General features: G+C 41.6%; 19 protein-coding genes and 1 pseudogene. 11 read left to right on the forward strand and 9 right to left on the reverse strand.

What is annotated here, in order from left to right; all coding sequences use genetic code 11:
- Nucleotides 1–216 precede the first annotated feature (216 nt).
- The 3 genes and pseudogenes from V7K50_RS06885 to V7K50_RS06895 all read right to left on the reverse strand — a co-directional run bounded on the left by V7K50_RS06885 (nt 217) and on the right by V7K50_RS06895 (nt 1,487).
- The gene (locus tag V7K50_RS06885) at nt 217–1,005 is read right to left on the reverse strand and encodes an SDR family oxidoreductase (RefSeq protein ID WP_334958446.1); all 789 of its coding nucleotides are present in this window, start codon (nt 1,003–1,005) and stop codon (nt 217–219) included.
- A gap of 13 nt (nt 1,006–1,018) precedes the next feature.
- Nucleotides 1,019–1,177, reverse strand: a pseudogene (locus V7K50_RS06890) (Uma2 family endonuclease); the annotation flags it as partial.
- A gap of 67 nt (nt 1,178–1,244) precedes the next feature.
- Nucleotides 1,245–1,487 (reverse strand): type II toxin-antitoxin system VapC family toxin, encoded by a 243-nt coding sequence (locus V7K50_RS06895; protein ID WP_334958448.1) that lies wholly within the window; start codon nt 1,485–1,487, stop codon nt 1,245–1,247.
- A 182-nt stretch (nt 1,488–1,669) separates the two neighbouring features.
- Between V7K50_RS06895 and leuC the strand changes: the two genes are divergently transcribed.
- The 5 genes from leuC to V7K50_RS06920 all read left to right on the forward strand — a co-directional run bounded on the left by leuC (nt 1,670) and on the right by V7K50_RS06920 (nt 7,015).
- Nucleotides 1,670–3,073 (forward strand): 3-isopropylmalate dehydratase large subunit, encoded by a 1,404-nt coding sequence (gene leuC, locus V7K50_RS06900; protein ID WP_334958450.1) that lies wholly within the window; start codon nt 1,670–1,672, stop codon nt 3,071–3,073.
- Nucleotides 3,074–3,234: 161 nt separating this feature from the next.
- Nucleotides 3,235–3,843: a 3-isopropylmalate dehydratase small subunit gene (gene leuD, locus V7K50_RS06905; RefSeq protein WP_334958452.1), complete on the forward strand. Its 609-nt coding sequence runs from the start codon at nt 3,235–3,237 to the stop codon at nt 3,841–3,843.
- Nucleotides 3,844–3,978: 135 nt separating this feature from the next.
- A complete protein-coding gene (locus V7K50_RS06910) occupies nt 3,979–5,925 on the forward strand; it encodes a DUF4209 domain-containing protein (RefSeq protein ID WP_442944556.1) in 1,947 nt (648 codons plus the stop codon).
- Nucleotides 5,922–6,350: a type II toxin-antitoxin system VapC family toxin gene (locus V7K50_RS06915; RefSeq protein WP_334958456.1), complete on the forward strand. Its 429-nt coding sequence runs from the start codon at nt 5,922–5,924 to the stop codon at nt 6,348–6,350. The genes V7K50_RS06910 and V7K50_RS06915 overlap by 4 nt, the downstream gene beginning before the upstream one ends.
- 167 nt (nt 6,351–6,517) lie before the next feature.
- The gene (locus V7K50_RS06920; protein WP_334958458.1) at nt 6,518–7,015 is read left to right on the forward strand and encodes a DUF6174 domain-containing protein; all 498 of its coding nucleotides are present in this window, start codon (nt 6,518–6,520) and stop codon (nt 7,013–7,015) included.
- A 177-nt stretch (nt 7,016–7,192) separates the two neighbouring features.
- Here V7K50_RS06920 and V7K50_RS06925 read toward each other — a convergent pair whose 3' ends face one another.
- Entirely contained in the window at nt 7,193–7,345 is a 153-nt protein-coding gene (locus V7K50_RS06925; protein WP_334958460.1) for a hypothetical protein, read from the reverse strand.
- A gap of 99 nt (nt 7,346–7,444) precedes the next feature.
- Here V7K50_RS06925 and V7K50_RS06930 point away from each other — a divergent pair, with 99 nt between their 5' ends.
- On the forward strand, nt 7,445–7,948 hold the full coding sequence (locus tag V7K50_RS06930) for a hypothetical protein (RefSeq protein ID WP_334958462.1): 504 nt from the start codon (nt 7,445–7,447) through the stop codon (nt 7,946–7,948).
- Between the two features lie 5 nt (nt 7,949–7,953).
- Nucleotides 7,954–8,238, forward strand: coding sequence for a hypothetical protein (locus V7K50_RS06935; RefSeq protein WP_334958464.1), 285 nt, complete (start codon nt 7,954–7,956; stop codon nt 8,236–8,238).
- Nucleotides 8,239–8,591: 353 nt separating this feature from the next.
- Here V7K50_RS06935 and V7K50_RS06940 read toward each other — a convergent pair whose 3' ends face one another.
- Nucleotides 8,592–9,998 (reverse strand): 1-acyl-sn-glycerol-3-phosphate acyltransferase, encoded by a 1,407-nt coding sequence (locus V7K50_RS06940; RefSeq protein WP_334958466.1) that lies wholly within the window; start codon nt 9,996–9,998, stop codon nt 8,592–8,594.
- 105 nt (nt 9,999–10,103) lie between these two features.
- A complete protein-coding gene (locus tag V7K50_RS06945; RefSeq protein ID WP_334958468.1) occupies nt 10,104–10,550 on the reverse strand; it encodes a DUF2127 domain-containing protein in 447 nt (148 codons plus the stop codon).
- A gap of 825 nt (nt 10,551–11,375) precedes the next feature.
- Here V7K50_RS06945 and gatB point away from each other — a divergent pair.
- Nucleotides 11,376–12,851, forward strand: coding sequence for an Asp-tRNA(Asn)/Glu-tRNA(Gln) amidotransferase subunit GatB (gene gatB, locus V7K50_RS06950; protein ID WP_334958669.1), 1,476 nt, complete (start codon nt 11,376–11,378; stop codon nt 12,849–12,851).
- A 446-nt stretch (nt 12,852–13,297) separates the two neighbouring features.
- Nucleotides 13,298–13,753 (forward strand): EVE domain-containing protein, encoded by a 456-nt coding sequence (locus V7K50_RS06955; RefSeq protein WP_442944557.1) that lies wholly within the window; start codon nt 13,298–13,300, stop codon nt 13,751–13,753.
- Nucleotides 13,754–14,065: 312 nt separating this feature from the next.
- On the opposite strand, the gene V7K50_RS06960 is transcribed toward V7K50_RS06955, so the two are convergent.
- On the reverse strand, nt 14,066–14,500 hold the full coding sequence (locus V7K50_RS06960; RefSeq protein WP_334958472.1) for a hypothetical protein: 435 nt from the start codon (nt 14,498–14,500) through the stop codon (nt 14,066–14,068).
- A 119-nt stretch (nt 14,501–14,619) separates the two neighbouring features.
- Between V7K50_RS06960 and V7K50_RS06965 the strand changes: the two genes are divergently transcribed.
- On the forward strand, nt 14,620–16,470 hold the full coding sequence (locus V7K50_RS06965) for a S8 family peptidase (RefSeq protein ID WP_334958474.1): 1,851 nt from the start codon (nt 14,620–14,622) through the stop codon (nt 16,468–16,470).
- 91 nt (nt 16,471–16,561) lie between these two features.
- Nucleotides 16,562–16,795, forward strand: coding sequence for a hypothetical protein (locus V7K50_RS06970; protein WP_334958476.1), 234 nt, complete (start codon nt 16,562–16,564; stop codon nt 16,793–16,795).
- Here the strand turns inward: V7K50_RS06970 and V7K50_RS06975 are convergent.
- Complete coding sequence (locus V7K50_RS06975) at nt 16,782–17,105, reverse strand: thioredoxin family protein (RefSeq protein WP_334958478.1); 324 nt, start codon at nt 17,103–17,105, stop codon at nt 16,782–16,784. The two genes, V7K50_RS06970 and V7K50_RS06975, sit on opposite strands and share 14 nt — an antisense overlap.
- A 319-nt stretch (nt 17,106–17,424) precedes the next feature.
- Nucleotides 17,425–18,063 carry a histidine phosphatase family protein gene (locus tag V7K50_RS06980; protein ID WP_334958479.1) on the reverse strand — a complete coding sequence of 213 codons (639 nt, stop codon included), beginning with the start codon at nt 18,061–18,063 and terminating at the stop codon, nt 17,425–17,427.
- Nucleotides 18,064–18,779 lie beyond the last annotated feature (716 nt).

Consider the following 18,779-nt stretch of genomic DNA (forward strand, 5'->3'; position numbering starts at 1 on the left):
GGTTTGTTAGTAAAATTGCAACGGATTATAAAAAATACAGTCCTTAACACCTCGATTTCACTCTCCCATATTCAACTTTTCGTTAGAGATATACTTCAAAACATTCTTAACCAAAAATCGAATGATGAAGCGATCGCTCGCTTAACTCAATTTTATTGATCTTTACATTAACGTCCAGCCATCTTGTTAGAGGGTAATTCTGTATCACCATCAAAACTAATGTTGAATAGTTAGACCACCATCTAAAACTAATGAATGTCCAATAACAAAACTAGCTGAATCTGAACATAACCATAATACTGCTTGAGCAATTTCTTGTGGTGTACCTAATCGTTGTATGGGATATTGATTGCCATAATTCTTTATTATTTCCTCACTTAAGGCTTCCATTACCATAGGAGTTATAATAGTTCCTGGGCAAACAGCATTAATTCTAATACCATCTTTGGCATATTGTACAGCTAAAGATTTAGTAAGTCCTAAAACGGCGTGTTTGCTAGTACAATAAAAATGAATATTATGTTGTGCTTTGTTTTCTTGATTGTTAGTTAAATTAGCGGCGATTAACCCTCTAATAGAAGCATTATTGACAATAGCACCACCACCATTTTTAAGCATTTCAGGAATTTGATATTTCATACATAGCCAAACTCCTTTTAAATTAGTATTAATGACTTTATTCCAATTTTCTTCAGAATCATCTATGTCTACTTTTAGAATTCCAGGAGTTCCAGCATTATTAAAAGCATAATCTAAACGGCCAAAAGTTTTAACTGTTTGGCTAATTAAATTTTTAACTTGTGTTTCTTGGGTAATATCTGTAGTGATAAAAATACTTTGGCTACCTGCTTTTTCAATTAAATTAACTGTCTCCTCACCTTCTTGAATTCTCCTACCGGCAATCGCTACTTTTGCCCCTTCCTTAGCAAAAGCTAATGCTGTAGCTTTCCCAATACCAGAATTTCCTCCTGTAATCAGAACAACTTTATCAGTAAATTTTTTCATAATTAAATACTTTGAGCTTTGAGAAATTGAGAGAAATGCGATTATGGTTGCGTGTAGCACCACTCATCATCACAACTTCGCCATCCCAATACTCGTAACGTTCTTCTTGGGTGGGTTCCCAAACCAGATATTCTTCTGCACTCATCAAAATGTAATCGGGTAAAGCAACCATCGGCGCGATCTTTGAATGATTTACTTTATCTAGGATAGCGAAAAAAGGGCGTTCTCTTTTAGTATGACTATTCCCACATCCTCTGAACAGAATAAGCATCGAATTTTTTATCCCTACTAATGATAATTAAAGAGTGATTTATTGCCTGTGCAATCAACATTCGGTAAAATGGATCACCATGATGTAGCGGGAGATTCCGAACTTGAACCGTGTCTGCAAAAGATATCGCAAGTATGAGAATATCTGAAGTGTCGATCGCAGAACCTATTGTTTCATAGCTCCGTTGAAGCGATAATTTGCCAAGGTTCAACTTGATGGCAATTTCCCAAAGACTAGCGATGCTCAGTTTTATTCTTCTTTAACGAACCGCAGAGACGCAGAGGGCACAGAGAAATAAAAGTGCAAAACTGTAAGTAATATTAAGGGATCTGCAAAAACCGAGACTTTTTTTTGATACTATTTAAGCCGGACTCTTTAAATATTGATTGACGTATGAGCAAAGGTACCCTGTTTGATAAAGTTTGGGACTTACACACCGTTGGTACACTTCCCTCAGGGCTGACGCAACTATTTATCGGGCTTCACCTAATTCATGAAGTCACCAGTCCCCAGGCTTTTGCTATGTTACGCGAGAGGGATTTAAAAGTACTGTTTCCAGAGCGTACTGTCGCTACAGTCGATCATATTGTACCCACAGAAAACCAGGCGCGTCCCTTTGCCGATACCTTGGCAGAGGAAATGATTCAGGCGCTCGAAAATAACTGTCAAGAAAATAACATAACTTTTTACAATATTGGTTCTGGTAGTCAGGGTATAGTTCACGTCATTGCACCAGAACTGGGGCTGACCCAACCAGGAATGACGATCGCTTGTGGAGATAGTCACACTTCCAGTCATGGGGCATTTGGTGCGATCGCATTTGGTATCGGTACTAGCCAAGTCCGGGATGTTCTCGCTTCCCAAACTCTCGCCCTCTCGAAACTAAAAGTCCGCAAAATTGAAGTTAACGGCACTCTCAACCCAGGAGTTTACGCCAAAGATGTTATTTTGCATATCATCCGCACACTGGGTGTTAAAGGTGGTGTGGGCTATGGCTATGAATTTGCAGGTACGACATTTGAGCAAATGAACATGGAAGAGAGGATGACTGTCTGCAATATGGCGATCGAAGGCGGTGCTAGATGCGGTTACGTCAACCCCGATCAAGTCACCTACGATTACCTCAAAGGCAGAGATTTTGCTCCTAAAGGTGCAGATTGGGATCAAGCAGTGGCTTGGTGGGAATCCATCAAGAGTGATGCTGATGCCGAGTACGATGATGTGGTGGTATTTGACGCTGCGGAAATTTCCCCTACCGTTACCTGGGGGATTACTCCCGGTCAAGGTATCGGTGTCAACCAATCAATACCTCAACCCGAAGAACTCCTGGAAGAAGACCGATTTATTGCCGAAGAAGCTTACCGCTACATGGATTTATATCCTGGTCAACCCATCAAGGGTACCAAAATAGATGTCTGCTTTATTGGTAGTTGCACCAACGGCAGGATTACTGATTTGCGAGAAGCGGCGAAAATCGCCAAAGGTCGCCACGTCGCAGAGGGAATCAAAGCCTTCGTTGTCCCCGGTTCTGAAAGGGTGAAGGAAGAGGCGGAAGCTGAAGGACTGGATAAAATCTTTCAGGAAGCTGGATTTGAGTGGCGTGAACCGGGATGTTCGATGTGTCTGGCCATGAACCCCGATAAACTCCAAGGAAGACAAATCAGCGCCTCTTCCTCCAACCGCAACTTTAAAGGAAGACAGGGTTCATCCTCCGGTCGGACATTGCTAATGAGTCCAGCGATGGTCGCCACTGCTGCCATTAAAGGCGAAATTTCTGACGTGCGCGAGTTGCTGTAACGTTGGGGAATGGGGACTAGGGACTGGGGATTGGGAACTGGGGATTGGTAATTAAAAGTTTAGCTATTACTATTCCTCATATCCTCATCTTCCCTAGTCCCTAGTCCCCAGTCCCCAGTCCCTTTTTCAATAGGCTGTCATTGAAATAATAGATAAAATCTATGGTGAGTGAAGTTAAAACAGTTTCAGGGTGCGGTATACCCTTAGTGGGCAATGATATAGATACCGATCGCATTATTCCCGCGCGATATTTAAAAGCCATTACCTTTGACGGGTTAGGCGAAGGCGCGTTTATCGATGACCGAACAGCACTTAAAGGTGAACATCCCTTTGACCAAATTCAATACCAAGGTGCGAAGATTTTAATAGTTAACCGTAACTTTGGCTGTGGTTCATCAAGAGAACATGCACCCCAAGCGATCGCTAAATGGGGAATTCAAGCTTTAATCGGTGAAAGCTTCGCCGAAATCTTTTTCGGTAACTGTGTGGCAATGGGCATACCTTGTGTGACAGCCGATACTGTGACTGTTAAACAAGTACAAGATTTAGTCGCTGCCAATCCCCAAGCCACCGTCACAGTAAATCTGGAAACATTGCAAGTGCAAATTGATGATTACACCGCCCCAGTTGCGATCGGTGAAGGTACTAGAAGCACATTTATTTCTGGAACTTGGGACGCTTGTGGTCAGTTGGTGGCGAATGCTGACCAAGTTCGGGCAACAGCTGCAAAATTACCCTACGTCGGTTGGGGCAATTTAGCCGCGAGTTAATAATTCTCTCATTCCCTGGCTCTGCCGGGGAATATTAATTTATAGCTTTTGTTCGCATTATTCAGCTAGAGCTAACAATAGCCTGATCTATTTCAGATTTGGCATAGTAGATGTATAGCTAAATAATTCTATACTATGCCATTAATAAACCCTCCTCTCACTAAAGAAGATTTCATTAACTCTCGCTGGCTAGAAGTGGTTAATAGCAGCGAGAGAAAAGAGTGTAGCGCTTACAACAGAGTCTTCTCGAACAAGGCACAGGAAGCGAAAGAGGCAGGAAATATTAGAGAACAGTGTGTCTTTGAGATTCTGGTATTACTGACTGGTACTGGAATCAAGCCAAAATTAACAGAGGAGTTGTTGGCTAAATTTGTTCATAGCCTGACTGATGAAGAGCTAGATTTTTTGGCTGAAATTGTGGGTGAAGTCTCAGACCCAGAGCTTCAAGCACGAATTGCAGATATTCTCTGGACTAGCAAACGACGTGACTATTATAAAATGGCGCAGTTAGCAGTCACAGATTACTTAAAATCGGCCTCAGAATTAGAAGATCCTGAAAAGTGGACTTTTTGTTTCGCTAGAATTGAACGGGCACTCTGGCTAGCACGCAAAATTAATTATAAATTTGAAGATGTTGTTGCACATATAGAGACAGTTCTTGAGCGCTGCAATGGAGAAGATCCAAAGTTTTTATCAGCAAAGCTTATGGAGCTTTTGCAGGAATACAAACGCGGTAATTTTAATAAATACGCTGCTCTAGCTGAGAAAGCCGCAACTTTATCAGAATCAGCGCATGATTGGCGTAGAGCAAGAAACTATTGGGAAATTAAAGCACAATGGCATCGTCTTGAAAAAGATGCAGAAAAAGAACGTGCAGCGCAAATGCAGGCGGCTGAAACCTATGTAAAAGAAGCTGAAGATAGCCTTAAGGGTACAGATGCAAGGTACCTGCAAGCGTCACCTTTTATGGAGAAAGCTTTTGAAGCTTTCATGAATGTCCGAGGTACTAAGGAAGAAACTATCGCTGCCAAACAAAGAGCCGAGGAGGTTCACAAGCTTCTTAGCCAGTATCAGGAGCAATCCTTAAATGAGTTAGTTTCTATGTCTCATGAAACAGATATTAGTGTTCAAGTAAATATAGCCAGATCACACGTTAAAGGTAAAGAGTTTTATAATGCACTCTTTTCTCTAGCATTTCTAGGAACACCACCTAAAGTGTCTCAGCTTCGACAAGAAGTCTTGGAAATAGCTGTTGAAAATCCCATATATCATTTATTCCCATCTTCAATGATTAATCAGATGGGTAAAGTTGTAGCTCGTAAGCCCAAGTTAGGCTTATCCAATAATCCAGAGCAGGTAGAAGAATCAATTCGTTTTGAGATGTACAAAAATGCAATCTACTATCAACAACTTCAGGTTCTAGCTTATACTGAGCCAGCAAAGTATCAAATAATTTTGGAACATAATGTACAAGTAGAAGACTTATTTCCGATTGTTTCAAATAACCCCTTTGTGCCACCAGGTAGAGAACAGCAGTTTGCGAAAGCGCTTTATGCTGGATTAACCGGAGACTTCTTCACATCAACTCATCTTCTCATTCCTCAAATTGAGAATTCTATCCGTTATCTACTCCGAAAGCACGGTGCGCTACCCTCAAAAATTGATATCGATAAGGGAATTGAAGATGAGCGTGATTTGAATACTACTCTTTTCCCCCGTAACTATCCACAAATAAACTCAATTTTTGATGAAGACACACTTTTTGACCTCCAAGGCTTGCTAATTGAGCGTTCAGGTTCAAATTTAAGAAACCGCATGGCTCACGGTTTAATTAACGATAGTGAGTTCAACAGCCCGATCATGTCTTACTTATGGTGGGTTACATTACGGCTTTGTTGTTTGCCAATCTTGAAACAGCAACAGCAGGTTGAAGAGTCCAATCCTTGGGTTAAGTTTGATGGTATTTTCAAAGATGATCCACTTTTTGATGATTTTGTAGAAGATATGGCTGCAAATAGACGTGAATTAGATGCAGAAGTCGCTCCTTATGAAGCTTCCTTAGAGGAGAATCAGTCAGCTTGAGCCAATATATCCTCGATACTGATCATGTTACTCTTTCTCAACATGGTAACTCTCAAATTCTACAACGCGCTCAAACTGTCGGAAGTTCCAACATATTTATTACAACAGTCACACTCGAAGAACAATTAAAAGGCAGACTAGCTTCTATCAGTAAATGTGCTACTAAACCAGAACTGCTAGCAGTCGCTCATCGAAATTTGCGAATAACCCAGATTTACTTTTGTAGTATGAATTTGCTGGATTTCGACGATGCAGCATACAGCTGCTACCAAACTTTGCGCTACCAAAAAATCCAGATAGGTACGCAAGACCTAAGAATTGCTGCCATCGCTCTGGCTAAGGGGGCAATTGTCGTTACGCGTAATCAAAAAGATTTTAGGAAAGTTCCTAATTTATGTCTTGAAGATTGGACTATGGATGGGTAAGCTAATCGGCAAAGAAAATTTTAATATGCAAATTAGATGTATTTTAGCTTATTCTGAAAAGAGATTCAGTTACCCACGAAATAACTTTAATCACAATACAAACCTTATTTAAACAAGTAAAGTAATTAATATATTATAATTATTATGATTTTTAAAACTAAATGGATATGCGTTTACCTATCATTATCAGTGCAACACTGTTGCTATCTCTAGGTCTTAACCTACCAGCAATGTCCCAAACTCCCGCAGAGAGAACACAATATCAAACGAATAATAACTCTAATTTCAGACTATTAAGACGATTGAATTTTAATCGCGGTTTGTGGAATCAGAAAAATATTTATAACTATCGCTATACATTTAGCAACAGTTGCTTTTGTATAGGAGAAGCTAGAGGTCCAGTAGTCATTGAAGTACGTAATGGTCAAACAACTTCAATCACTTTAGATGGTAAACCAGTTAATCCGCAATTCTTTGAAAAATACAACACAATTCCCAAACTTTTTAATGTCATTCAAGATGCTATCAACCGTAAGGCATACAGCTTGAATGTACAATACGATCCTAAACTCGGCTATCCAACCCAAATTAATGTCGATTACAACAGTCAAATAGCTGATGAAGAAATATTTCTGACAATTGAGAAGTTTCAGATAATTAAATAGATCCTATAGCGGTTATCGTCCACGTGAGGTAAACCCGTAGGGGCAATTCTTTAGGGACTTGCAAGTAATAAAATATCCTAATATTTCGGGATGGGCGTCTCGCCCGTCCTGTGAACTGCGTGCTGATGTTGCCCACCCCACAAGATTGGATAATTTATTTGTTGGAGTTTCCTTACCCTAAAAAGGTGATAGCGATCGCACCAAACATTTAGTGCGATCGCCAACACATACTACCGACATACGGTAAAAAACTACACACCTCAGAATGTTTTCGCCAATCTGACAAACTCGAATAAATGTCGTTATGTCCATTCTGGCAATAATATTCATAAAATTTGACTTTTAAATTTCGTAACCTTACTGTAACGGAACTAAGTTTGCTGTGTTATTTTTATACATATTCAAAAAAGATTGTGAAAAAGAGTTTGTATGAAATTTAAGTCAGCTTCCGCATGTATTGGTTTGAGCCTTTTGAGTTTTTCAGTCAGTTCATTCCCGCGTCTTGTAAACTCACCACAAGTCCTTGCCCAAGAAGTTAGCTCTTCATGCCCTCTCCCATCTGAGATTGCTATTACCTTCCTGAATTCTAAATGTCATGAAGTAAAACTAAAGTCTCCTCGAATTTTTTATCGCTACTATAGTAGCAGTCAGAACAAATACGGCAGGTATTTAACAACTAACAAATATAAAACAAACGTAGAAGTAATCAAGAATCTAGCTCTCAATCAATCATGGGGCAATGAAGCCACTATGATAGAAAGAGTAACTTTGCCAGCAGGAACCACAACTTATCAAGGTATTGTTGGTCCTCAAACCCCTAAGGGATGCTATCCAGGTGGCGCTCAACAGACATTCATTCAAGATTCCAAAGATCTAAATATTAAGTGGTCTGAGGGAGAAAATATCGTTGTACAAAAATTTACTTGTCCGTAAAATTAATGGAAACCAAGATAGAAGAATTTATCAAGCTAATCGATCAAGCTTCTGAGATTATCGAACAGATGCTTAAAGACAAACAACCTGAGTTTTCTGCACCTTTAAAAAATGTGAATAGTGCCCTAAAATCTATTAGAAGCAACACACTGAATGGTCAGCTTGAACCATCAGGAGGAATCTCAACTCTTGGGCTGTCTCATGAAGTGGCTGATTGGATTGAACCGCTAGATTCGCCATTACTAAAAGCTGTAGGTGCCATAGAGGAATATTACCAAAAACACCTCTAGATTTCCTGTCTAGCCTAATTTACATGAATACGATCATCACCGAAGCAGTGCTGAAAGGAATGATTTAATTATTCTTATCTGCATAAAATATCCCTCTTATGTCAGTCTCCGAAAACTTTTGCAATTTCGGAATTATAGAGCTTTTGTATACAAAGCAATCGCCAGATTTTTTCCTAATAACAAATACAATAACCAAGTTTTTGTCATAGGATAGCTTGTATTGATTGACTGATAAAGCTTCTAGAGATTGTCCTCGCGGAGGATGACACAAGAGGGGTAAGCCGTTTGCAGTTGTGCGATCGCTAATCAATGAGATAGTCATAGTACTCTGTCAACTTTAAATTGATGAGTAATCAACCAATCATCTTCTCTAAAGCGATTTGCAAATCTTTTGTCAAATCGCTCACAGCCTGTCTAGCTGCCAAGCGATCGCCCTGACAATTTCGAGAGCGTTCTGTAACTGAAATTGGCTCTCCCACGGTGATTTGTGTCTGTCGCAAACCTAACCGAGGTCGCCCCGGAAGTGTTGTATCCTGAATTCGGGAAAGCATATCGAATACAAGCAAAGCAGTTTCGGCAAACCGTTCCGCCGTCGGTTGTGACTGAATATAAGTAGCTGTGACTGCAACAAAACTTTCCACTATCCGCATGTGTCGCATCCGCAAGTCTGCTTCCTCTGCAATCCAGTCTGCTAAACCGCGTTTGAAGGGTGGTAAAGCATTGATATCTGGCAAATCTTCCCGATAAATGTAATTCCAACCAGCCTCTTCCAATCGGCGACAACGGTCAATAAAATTACCCTGCCCTTGAACTCCGAAATATTGCTCAGTAACTTGTAAAGCCTTATCCAGTAGGCGATGAAGTCGAGCAATTAATATCTGATTCGCACTAGCAGATTCATCAGTTGAGATGGTTTTTGGGATGTCTTGATGATAGAAGCGACGATAAAACTCTTCCATCTCGGTAATGAGATATTCAGCCAACCTCAAGAGGCGTTGATAGTAAATTTCTTCGCCATCGCCCTGCTCAATTTCCAAAACTTTCAAGCCACTATCAGTTTCTAACTTACTTAAGAGCCAATCCAGTTTAGACCAAGGTGGCTCAACGTAGCGATACTGGATGGCGATCGGCACAATGATTACAGTCTCAGTCCGGTTGGCTTTTTGCAAGTCTTCTACACACCAGAACCCCATTTGAGCAACACCAGGTTCTAAGGGGCTAACAATACCACTATGACCATTAGTACCGCCTTCCGGTGCCACTGCGATCGGTAGTTCACCATTAGTAAATAACTCCCGTGCAGTTTGGATCGCTTGGCGATCTAGTCGTCTACCGCGATGAACAGGTACACCCCCTATCCGTGAAAATAACCAACCCAGCCAATCTCCAGCCCAAACCGTCATACCCCGGTCATAAAGAAAATAGCTGTGAACAAGAGATTTTAGTGTAATGCCTTCCTGACGGGCAACTTGTGGCACAATGCGAGAAAGCAAATACAGCATACACAGAGGATCTTCCACCTCTGGGTGGCGAAATGCCAACAAAAAGCGAATTTTTCCAGCCTGGAATTGTTGATAAAGTTCAGCTAATACCTCAACATTCTTGGCTTCAATCTTGACAATACCAGCTGGTAGCCAAGGGCGAGTGCGAAACCTGAGTGCGATCGGCAGTAACCACCGAACAATCTGGAGTACCAGCCGGTTCAACCGTTGGGGAATAAATTTTAGTGGTGGTTGAGTTGAGTGAATCGATTTAGGCAAGTCGCTCTCCAGATTGTATTTCTAGCGATTGTACAACGTGGGGTCTTGGTTTTGCCTAAACCCGCACCCTCTTGTCTTCAAGAGGCACGAGGCAAGAGGTTGGTATTAGTTTTGATGTTTAGGAAAATTTCGTAATAAATAGCCAAACACTGCTAAGTTCAACACAAGAACCAATATTTTTATAGGAGATATACCCCGAATCAACTCATAAATCTCTGGTGGAATACTGATACCGACAAGTACCAAGACCAAGACATGTGCCCAACGCTTTTCGTACCACAGACCAACGGCTTCAATAGTAGTAACAATAGCATAAATTCCGGCTCCAACACCGCTAAATGCTAGAGTTCTCGGATTTAAGTTAATAACTTTCTTTAAAACCCAATCAATAATTATCGATTTACCTTCTAAAACATAATCATCCGAAAAAGCCTCTAGATTTTGATAATTTTTTAATGTCAATAATAAAGCGATCGAAGTAGCCATAAGTAGCAAGGCGGTAAATGTTTTGTAGACAACAATTGCCACTAATCCCAATGGACGCTTTTTCAAATAACCCCCTAAATATCAGCCCAACTTTGATTAACTAACTCTGGATGATGCCAACTAAGACGCTTATTGTAGCAGTTCAACTCCTGATCCAGAGATTTCTCTAACTAACGAAGTATGTATGGCAATTGGATGCAATACATATTTCCCTCTTTCTTAACTCCTTGCCTACAAAGGAAAATAACCCTATTCAGGAAAATCTGATGCCATATCAGGTCTAGATTGTCCAGCATACATGAAGCGACGTTTAATCACTCGCGACAAACATAAAAGATGGGGAAAATCCAAAAAAACTACCATCATAATCCAAGATTTTCGTCGGCTTAAGTCTTGAATTATGCTCTGCCATTCAGCTTTTGGAGTCTCAACCCAACCAGGATTTCAGTAGCAACCATCCAAGTGAATCACTTCTAAGCCTAAAATCGTTCCCAGCTCGCGGGCTAGGGTAGATTTACAAAAAACAGGGTGTGGGGGGTAGGGGTTTAAATAAAAACTTTAGTTGCTGAGTTTAGAGCTTCAGTTAAAAAAAAGATGTTTTTCGAGATGCAAAGCGCGTTCGCTCTTAGCGTCTCGTAGAGAGAAAAACAGTGTCCTTGTTACAATCCCACGTTTTAAAACGTGGGTTCCCAATACCTGCAACCCCACACCCTACCCCCTTTGAACAGCACCTCCAGAACCAATGATTAAGATTTTCTTCACCTTTGCTTTGCATCTCCCTTTTCAAGCTCAAGAGGGTAAGCATTGCTCACCCAAATAACCGTCTTCAGGGCAACTCAATACGCCGCTACAATAGTACCACTACAAGGATTATGCCCAAATATTGAGATTATGACCACTGCTACAACTGTAAAAACTGAGTATGAAGCGATTATTGGTTTAGAAACCCATTGTCAACTGAGTACCAACACCAAAATCTTCTCTAATAGCTCTACGGCATTCGGTGCTGATCCCAATACTAACATTGACCCAGTTTGTATGGGTTTACCTGGGGTCTTACCTGTACTCAATCAAAAAGTATTAGAATACGCCGTCAAGACAGGTTTGGCACTAAATTGCCAAATCGCTAGATATAGCAAATTTGATCGTAAACAGTATTTTTATCCAGATTTACCCAAAAATTACCAAATTTCTCAATATGATCTACCGATCGCAGAACATGGTTGGTTAGAAATTGAGTTGGTAGATGCTGAGGGTAATCCCACTCGCAAACGCATTGGGATCACACGTTTGCACATGGAGGAAGATGCGGGAAAATTGGTACACGCTGGTAGTGATCGCCTTTCTGGTTCTTCCTATTCTCTAGTAGACTACAATCGCGCAGGTATCCCCTTAGTAGAAATTGTCTCGGAACCTGATTTGCGTTCTGGAATAGAAGCTGCTGAATATGCCGAAGAATTGCGCCGGATTGTGCGGTATCTCGGCGTGAGTGACGGCAATATGCAAGAAGGATCTCTGCGCTGCGATGTCAACATTTCCGTGCGTCCGGTGGGACGAAAGGAGTTTGGTACCAAGGTAGAAATTAAAAACATGAACTCCTTCAGCGCCATCCAACGGGCGATTGACTACGAAATTGAGCGCCAAATCACCGCCATTGAAGCAGGCGATCGCATTATCCAAGAAACTCGTCTGTGGGAAGAAGGCGCTCAACGTACAAGTAGTATGCGAGTCAAAGAAGGTTCTAGCGATTACCGCTACTTCCCCGAACCAGATTTAGCACCAATTGAAGTATCAGATGCAGAATTAGCCCAATGGCGTAGCGAATTACCAGAACTACCAGCCCAAAAACGCCATCATTATGAAAACGAGTTGGGGCTTTCGGTTTACGATGCGCGAGTGTTGACAGAAGATCATCCAGTAGCAAAATATTTTGAAGCAGCGATCGCGGCGGGAGCAAATCCCAAAGCTGCTGCAAACTGGATTACTCAAGATATTGCAGCATACATTAACAAGCAAAAACTCAGTATCACTGCGATCGCTCTGACTCCCACCAATCTAGCAGATATCATCACTCGCATTGAAACTGGCAAAATTAGCAATGCTCAAGCTAAAGAAAAGCTCCCAGATTTGCTCAGTGGTATTTCTCCTGAGAAAGCCTTTGCCGGTCTTGAGTTAATCACCGATCCTAGTGTACTGGAACCCATCGTTGATGAAGTCATAGCCGCCAATGCTAAAGAAGTAGAAAAGTATCGCAACGGTAACATCAACCTCAAAGGCTTCTTTGTCGGACAAGTTCTGAAAAAGACAGCTAAACGTGCTGATCCTAAGCTGACTAACGAATTAGTAGAGAAAAAACTGAATGCCTAGTGATCTGTCCCATTAGTTATAAGGAGTAAATCAAATTTAAATTTCTTTCTTTCTTCGCGACGGCAGTCGCTCATGGGGGAAACCACGCCAGATGCTCCACTTGGGGAGACCCCAAGACCGCACTGGCTCCCCAAGACCGCGCTGCCCTTTGCGTCCTTCTCCCTTGGCGCTAGCCTCTCCCTTTGGGAGAAGGGGAGACGCTACGCGATTGCGGTTCGTTCTCTTATCACTCAAATTTAATGAGACAGACCACTAGTGGTTAATGTCATTAATTTTGATGAGTTCGTAGTAAGCACTTCAGTGCTTAAAAATCCAGGACTAAAGTCCTGACTACGAACTTACATACTATTTTGTCGGGTGTGTTAGCGGAGCCTAACGCACCCGATGTTGATTTCTATGTGGATTTCAAAAATCAAATCCGAGTCCTATATCCATAACTTGTGTAGATGAATTATTGGCTAATGAAATCAGAACCAGAAGTCTATAGCATTACTGACCTTCAACAGCAGAGCGAGACTATCTGGGACGGTGTTCGCAATTATCAAGCTCGTAACTTTTTGCGCCAAATGAATGAAGGAGACTTAGCTTTTTTCTATCACTCCAACACTAATCCTCTCGGTATTGTTGGATTAATGCGTGTGGTGAAAAAAGATATTGCCGACCCAACCCAGTTTGAGCCAAAAAGTAAATATTATGACCCGAAATCAAATTCCGAATCCCCTCGGTGGCAAACAGTTGTCGTAGAATTTGTTGAGGTTTTTCCTAACCCCATCTTGCTATCAACACTCAAAGATGAGTTTAGCGCCGAAGAGCTAATAGTGCTGAGACAAGGAAATCGTTTATCAGTGATGCCTATTGCTGAAGCAGTAGCTTTGAAGATTCTGGCGATGAAAACCTCCTAGAACACCAATTCAGTAATCTCGGAAGAACCTCTGTCCCAACTCCTCGACCTTGGTGTCAGCCTGCCGTTAGGCAAGCAAAGAGGGGAGTTTTGCTCCCCCTTCCCTGGTAGGGAAGGGGCTGGGTGGTTAGGTTTTTGATTACTGAATCGATGCTCTAGTACTTTGTCAAGCTAGTAATGAAAAGTTTGTAGTAAGGACTTTAGTGCTTAAAAAATAAGGACTAAAGTCCTGACTACGAACTTGCTTATAGATCAATTTAAACTTGACGAATTACGAACTTGTACTGAGCGTAGCCGAAGTATTACGAATTATTTAGTCATCTGGTTGCGATCGCAAGTCTTGCAATACCCTTTGTAAAAACTTACCCCATTCCGCCGCCAAAGGGATTTCTGTAAACGGAACTCGCACTGAGTCAGTAGATTCAGAAAATAGAAACTCTAATTCTATAGAACGACCTTTTTCCGGTATTTTTTCTAAATCTACTTGTTTGTCATCTACCAAAAGATAGATTTGCTTAACATCAAGCAAAGAGAATGTTTCTAGTTTAATCGGCCCTTGAGGCGTGGGTTTTCCCCAAGTTAGATCGTTGCCTTTTTGACCTAATACAGCATAAATATCATACTTAGCCCGTTCAAATTGCTCTGCCCAAGTGCGATAGGCTTCAACTTTTTGATATTCCTTCGAGCCTTGCCAAGCCAACCAGAAAAACATTGCTAACAGGGGCAACCACAAAAGACCACGTTCCATCGTTTAAAAAATCCTGAATCCTGAGTGAAACTTGTAACTAAAAGTGCAAAATCCACCAACAAGTGATGCAGATAAGTTATGGTAGTGAACAAACTGGCAAGAAGCGGTGATTAGTTAATATGAGAAAGCTTATATTATGGTGCTTGTTTGTCATTGGGTTGGGATCTGCCATATTTGGGTTCCTGAATTTCCAGGGATTGGCAGGTAAAGGAGAGTTTGAGACGATTTTGCTTGATTTTCGGGAAGACATTCCATCACTTGTGGTGGAACAGGATCTACAAGCGATCGCCAAACAATACAACGTTACACCCCAATTAGACAACAAGTTTTCAGAAAAAGATCATGTTTATATTATCAAGGGCGATCGCCAACGGCTCCAAGAACTGAAAAAATCTCAGTTTGCCCAAGCGACAGAATTCATTGAACCAAACTATATCTACACCAAGATTCCCGAACCAAGTAAAGCCACTTGGCTGGGAGAAATTTTAAGACCCCAAGAAGATGAAGAAACAAGTCCTTCATTAACTGGCCCCAACGATCAATATTACAGCAAGCAGTGGAACTTGCACAAAATAGGTATTGAAGGCGCATGGAGTCAAACCAAAGGCAGTGGCATCACAGTTGCAGTAATTGACACTGGGATTACCAAGGTGCGGGACTTGTATGAGACAAAATTCGTCAAAGGCTATGATTTTGTTAACGACCGAGAAGAAGCCACAGACGATAACGGCCACGGTACCCATGTTGCTGGAACTATTGCCCAAGCGACCAATAACAAATATGGCGTTGCTGGAATTGCCTACGAAGCCAGTCTGATGCCACTGAAGGTACTCAGTTCAGCTGGCGGTGGGACTGTTGCCGATATTGCCGAAGCGATTAAATTTGCTGCTGATAAAGGCGCAGATGTGATTAATATGAGCTTGGGCGGTGGCGGTGAAAGCAACTTGATGAAACAAGCGATCGAGTATGCCCATAGAAAAGGTGTAGTTATTATTGCCGCAGCCGGGAATGAAAACACCAATGGGGCAAGTTATCCAGCCCGCTATCCCTACGTCATCGGCGTTTCGGCAATTGGCCCAGATGGCGAAAGGGCACCTTATTCTAACTTTGGTGCAGGGGTAGATATATCTGCTCCTGGTGGTAGTGAAACTGGTCAGATTCTCCAAGAAACCATCAATGAAAAGGGCGAAGGCATATTTCTTGGCTTACAAGGTACAAGCATGGCTTCTCCCCACGTTGCCGGGGTTGCAGCATTAATTAAAGCTGCTGGCATCAAAGAACCAGATGAAATTTTAAAAGTCCTTAAGCAGTCAGCGCTAGTTATCCAGGATGATGGTTTGAACTATTATGGCGCTGGACAACTTAATGCAGCAGCAGCAGTTAAACTAGCCTTCCAGGGGCAAATCAGTTTCCCAGATTTCTTCCGGTGGTTACGGGATAGCGGCTATATTAACCCCGGCTTTTGGATTGATGGTGGTGCGATCGCACTGTTACCTAAGATTTTAATGGTAGTTGGTTCCTATCTGCTGGCTTGGTTTTTACGAGTTTACTTCCCCTTCACTTGGAGTTGGTCTTTATTCAGTGGATTAATTGCCGGCAGTTCTGGGTTATTCTTCCTCAAGGGAATCTATATTTTTGATCTTCCCCAATGGCCTTTCCGAGTTTTGGGCAGTTCAATTCCCGAACTAGGCAATAGCCTCCAAGGAACTGATGCGTTAAATCCCCTGTTTGCTAGTGTACTAATTCCCGTTGTGTTAATGGCATTGCTGCTGGGACATCCTAGTTGGAAATGGTTTGCCATTGGTTCAAGCTTAGGTATAGCAGCGTGTTTAACTGTAAGTGCATTTTTCGATCCAGCAGTTTGGGGATTAGGAAGTGGTAACTTAGCACGCCTCTTCCTTATTGCCAACGCCCTAATCTGTTATGGACTTGTTCGTTTAGCATTGAAAAACGAAGAGAAAATAGCGTAAATGGGGAATGGGGAATAGGGGAAGAATTCTTGATAACTCCTAACTCCCCACTCCCCACTCCTAACTTCCCACTCCCCACTCCCCACTCCTTATGAGCATTACACTTACAGGTACAATCGAACGCCGTGATATTGGTATGGGCGCATGGGCGTTAGTCACAGAAGAGGGCGTTACTTACGAAATCCTTAAAGGGGCTGACAAAGACTTACTCAAAGCCGGACAAAAAGCAAAAGTTAAAGGACAGGTACGCGAAGATGTCATGACTATTGCCATGATTGGCCCTGTTTTAGAGGTCAAATCTTTTGACTTAATTAGTTCTGATTAGCCGTAGAATTCAGAACCTCTTGCAGACGGCTTCTAAACTCCCCTTTTGGATGACCTCCTTTTACTTCACCCACAATCTCAAATTCGCCTTCTGGAGAGTTGCAGAGGATGTAAGTAGGCCATCCCATTTCTGATTTATCGGGATATTGAGTCAATAAAATCTTGCGATACTTGCGGTAAGCAGACGTATCTTGCATTTTTACATCAATAAATTCTAAACCCAGTTCTTCAGCCACCTTTTTGTCATAAAAAGACATTTTGTGGCAGATGCCGCACTCTTCTGAAGAGAACTTAATTACAGCTAAACTCATGGGTTGGCTACTCTTTGATTCTAGGCAAAGTTTTTTAGCATAATGCCATGAAATAATACCATATAGCTGGCCATTAGTGTCAACTTCAGGCTGAAACCCTGATCGAGTATTTTTTTTCCTTCTTCCCTACTAGTGGAAAGATGCCCGAATGTTGCGATATTCATCACTACAAGCCAGTGATTTGGAATTGTGATCGCAACAATTGCCGTATTATATATTTTGAAAATAGCGATCAACATTCTCTGCAAATATACTGAGCCTGCCAGTCACGGTAAGCAACGTAAAAATAATAACTCCTAACTCCTAACTCCTAACTCCCTCAAGTTCCCGGTAAATTTCGCAACCGCTCATCCAAATGACTACGGTCTGCTAAAACCTTTAACAGTGGTCCATGTGAGCTAAATTCTACAATACTCACCGAAGCAACAGGGCATCCCAAACGAAAACGGAAGCGTCCCACATCAATCCCTAGTAAACTACACAGAATAGTTCTGATAGTTGCCTTGTGAGAAACCACTAACACATTGCCACTGCTGTAATTTTGCTTAATTTCCTCAATTACCTGTATGGCGCGAGAAGCAATTGTAACCGCCATTTCTCCACCAGTTGGCGCATTCCAAGCCGGATCTGCTGACCAGCGAATATAATCATCGTGATATTCACGGCTAATTACTTCTGGCGTTTTTCCTTCCCACTCACCATAGTTGATTTCCTTCAAACCATCCCTAAGTTGTGGTTCCATCCCTATGGATACACACAAAGGTTTTGCTGTCAATACAGTTCGCTGCATTGGACTACAAAATATTGCTGTCCAAGGTGTAGAACTATATGCAGAGGCAAAAGCCTTTCCCATCTCCAAGCCTTCTGGGGTAAGTTCTGAGTCTATGGAACCACAAAAGGAATTATTGCGACTGCATTCTGTCTGTCCGTGACGGAGAAAATAAAGAGTTAGGCTCATAGTATATTCTCATCAATTGTAAACTTCAGAGCGCTAACAATCAGATATAGCTGAAGATAGTTAATGCCTGTGGTATATTACTACAGTATTTATGATATTTTGAATAATTTTCTGATTCGGGCAAAGTTCTGTTAACAAAGTAATTAATATATAGGACTAGCGTTTGATTTGTGAAATACACCTAGTGGTGTGGCAAGGCTAAAATAGTGCAATAGATTTTTGAGAAAATTGAGATAAATCAACGTTTTCTGCTTTTTTCTGAATGCACACATTTAGCCTTGCCACGCCAGTAGTTGCATGAAAAGGCTAAAATGGTGCAAAAAAATTGTCGGTTGGGGAGCCACTGCGTTGCGCGGGTTTCCCACCTTGTAGCAAGTGGCGTTGGAGGCTTTGCCAAAGCCAACATCCTGATATCTGTTGGGTTGCGCTCCGCTCCACCCAACCTACGTCTAATGCACTATTTTAGCTCTGTCGTTCCAGTAGGGTGCGTTACGCTCTGCTAACACACCCTACAAAACTACTTAGATTTTTTTTCCAAAACAATTTACGATTTCTCTAGTTAAATTATGTAAGTTTTAAAATATTTTTGGAAGTAAGCTAATCGGCATTCAAGTTGCATAGTCAGGGCGGGGAAGATGCCCAATCCACAGGATATTGAGATAATTTTAATATGCATGCAAATTAGATGTGTTTTAGCTTATAGAGACGTAATTAAT

Origin of the sequence: Nostoc sp., from assembly GCF_036917135.1 — a bacterium.
GTDB lineage: Bacteria > Cyanobacteriota > Cyanobacteriia > Cyanobacteriales > Nostocaceae > Nostoc.

Excerpts from the sequence above, each read along its gene's own strand:
- V7K50_RS06955 (WP_442944557.1), top strand. The coding sequence starts at position 13,298 with ATGAATTATTGGCTAATGAAATCAGAACCAGAAGTCTATAGCATTACT.
- V7K50_RS06925 (WP_334958460.1), bottom strand. The coding sequence starts at position 7,345 with ATGAATATTATTGCCAGAATGGACATAACGACATTTATTCGAGTTTGT.
- gatB (WP_334958669.1), top strand. The coding sequence starts at position 11,376 with ATGACCACTGCTACAACTGTAAAAACTGAGTATGAAGCGATTATTGGT.
- V7K50_RS06970 (WP_334958476.1), top strand. The coding sequence starts at position 16,562 with ATGAGCATTACACTTACAGGTACAATCGAACGCCGTGATATTGGTATG.
- leuD (WP_334958452.1), top strand. The coding sequence starts at position 3,235 with ATGGTGAGTGAAGTTAAAACAGTTTCAGGGTGCGGTATACCCTTAGTG.
- V7K50_RS06965 (WP_334958474.1), top strand. The coding sequence starts at position 14,620 with ATGAGAAAGCTTATATTATGGTGCTTGTTTGTCATTGGGTTGGGATCT.
- V7K50_RS06975 (WP_334958478.1), bottom strand. The coding sequence starts at position 17,105 with ATGAGTTTAGCTGTAATTAAGTTCTCTTCAGAAGAGTGCGGCATCTGC.
- V7K50_RS06885 (WP_334958446.1), bottom strand. The coding sequence starts at position 1,005 with ATGAAAAAATTTACTGATAAAGTTGTTCTGATTACAGGAGGAAATTCT.
- leuC (WP_334958450.1), top strand. The coding sequence starts at position 1,670 with ATGAGCAAAGGTACCCTGTTTGATAAAGTTTGGGACTTACACACCGTT.
- V7K50_RS06960 (WP_334958472.1), bottom strand. The coding sequence starts at position 14,500 with ATGGAACGTGGTCTTTTGTGGTTGCCCCTGTTAGCAATGTTTTTCTGG.
- V7K50_RS06930 (WP_334958462.1), top strand. The coding sequence starts at position 7,445 with ATGAAATTTAAGTCAGCTTCCGCATGTATTGGTTTGAGCCTTTTGAGT.
- V7K50_RS06980 (WP_334958479.1), bottom strand. The coding sequence starts at position 18,063 with ATGAGCCTAACTCTTTATTTTCTCCGTCACGGACAGACAGAATGCAGT.
- V7K50_RS06910 (WP_442944556.1), top strand. The coding sequence starts at position 3,979 with ATGCCATTAATAAACCCTCCTCTCACTAAAGAAGATTTCATTAACTCT.
- V7K50_RS06920 (WP_334958458.1), top strand. The coding sequence starts at position 6,518 with ATGCGTTTACCTATCATTATCAGTGCAACACTGTTGCTATCTCTAGGT.
- V7K50_RS06935 (WP_334958464.1), top strand. The coding sequence starts at position 7,954 with ATGGAAACCAAGATAGAAGAATTTATCAAGCTAATCGATCAAGCTTCT.